This window comes from Desertibacillus haloalkaliphilus (assembly GCF_019039105.1).
In the GTDB taxonomy this organism is placed as follows: domain Bacteria; phylum Bacillota; class Bacilli; order Bacillales; family KJ1-10-99; genus Desertibacillus; species Desertibacillus haloalkaliphilus.
Genome location: NZ_JAHPIV010000663.1, coordinates 1 through 319 on the forward strand (window position 1 = coordinate 1; position 319 = coordinate 319).

At 49.2% G+C, this 319-nt stretch carries 1 protein-coding gene; it reads left to right on the forward strand.

All coding sequences use genetic code 11. The features are described 5' to 3' along the window. On the forward strand, positions 1-319 hold a 319-nt coding region (locus tag KH400_RS30530), incomplete at both ends, for a hypothetical protein (protein ID WP_217228806.1).

Sequence of the window (319 nt, forward strand, 5' to 3'; positions counted from 1 at the left end):
GGAAAGGGAGGGAGAAGGAGGGGGGGGGGGGGAAGGGAGAAGGAGAAAAAAGAGAGAGAAAGGAGAAGAGGAGGAGGAAGAGGAAGAGGGGGAGAAGAGAAAGAAAGAAGGAGGGAGAGGGAAAGAAAGAAAAAGAAAAAAAAGAGAAAGAAGAGAAGAAAAGGAAGAAGAAGGAGGGAGAGAAGGGGAAAAAGAAGGGGGGAGAGGAAGAAAAGGGGGAGAAAAGAAAGGAGGGGGAGGGGGAGGAAGGAAGGAAGGAAAAAAAGGGGGGAGAGGAGGGGAAAGAAAGAAGAGAGGGGAAAGAAAAAGAGGAAGAAGA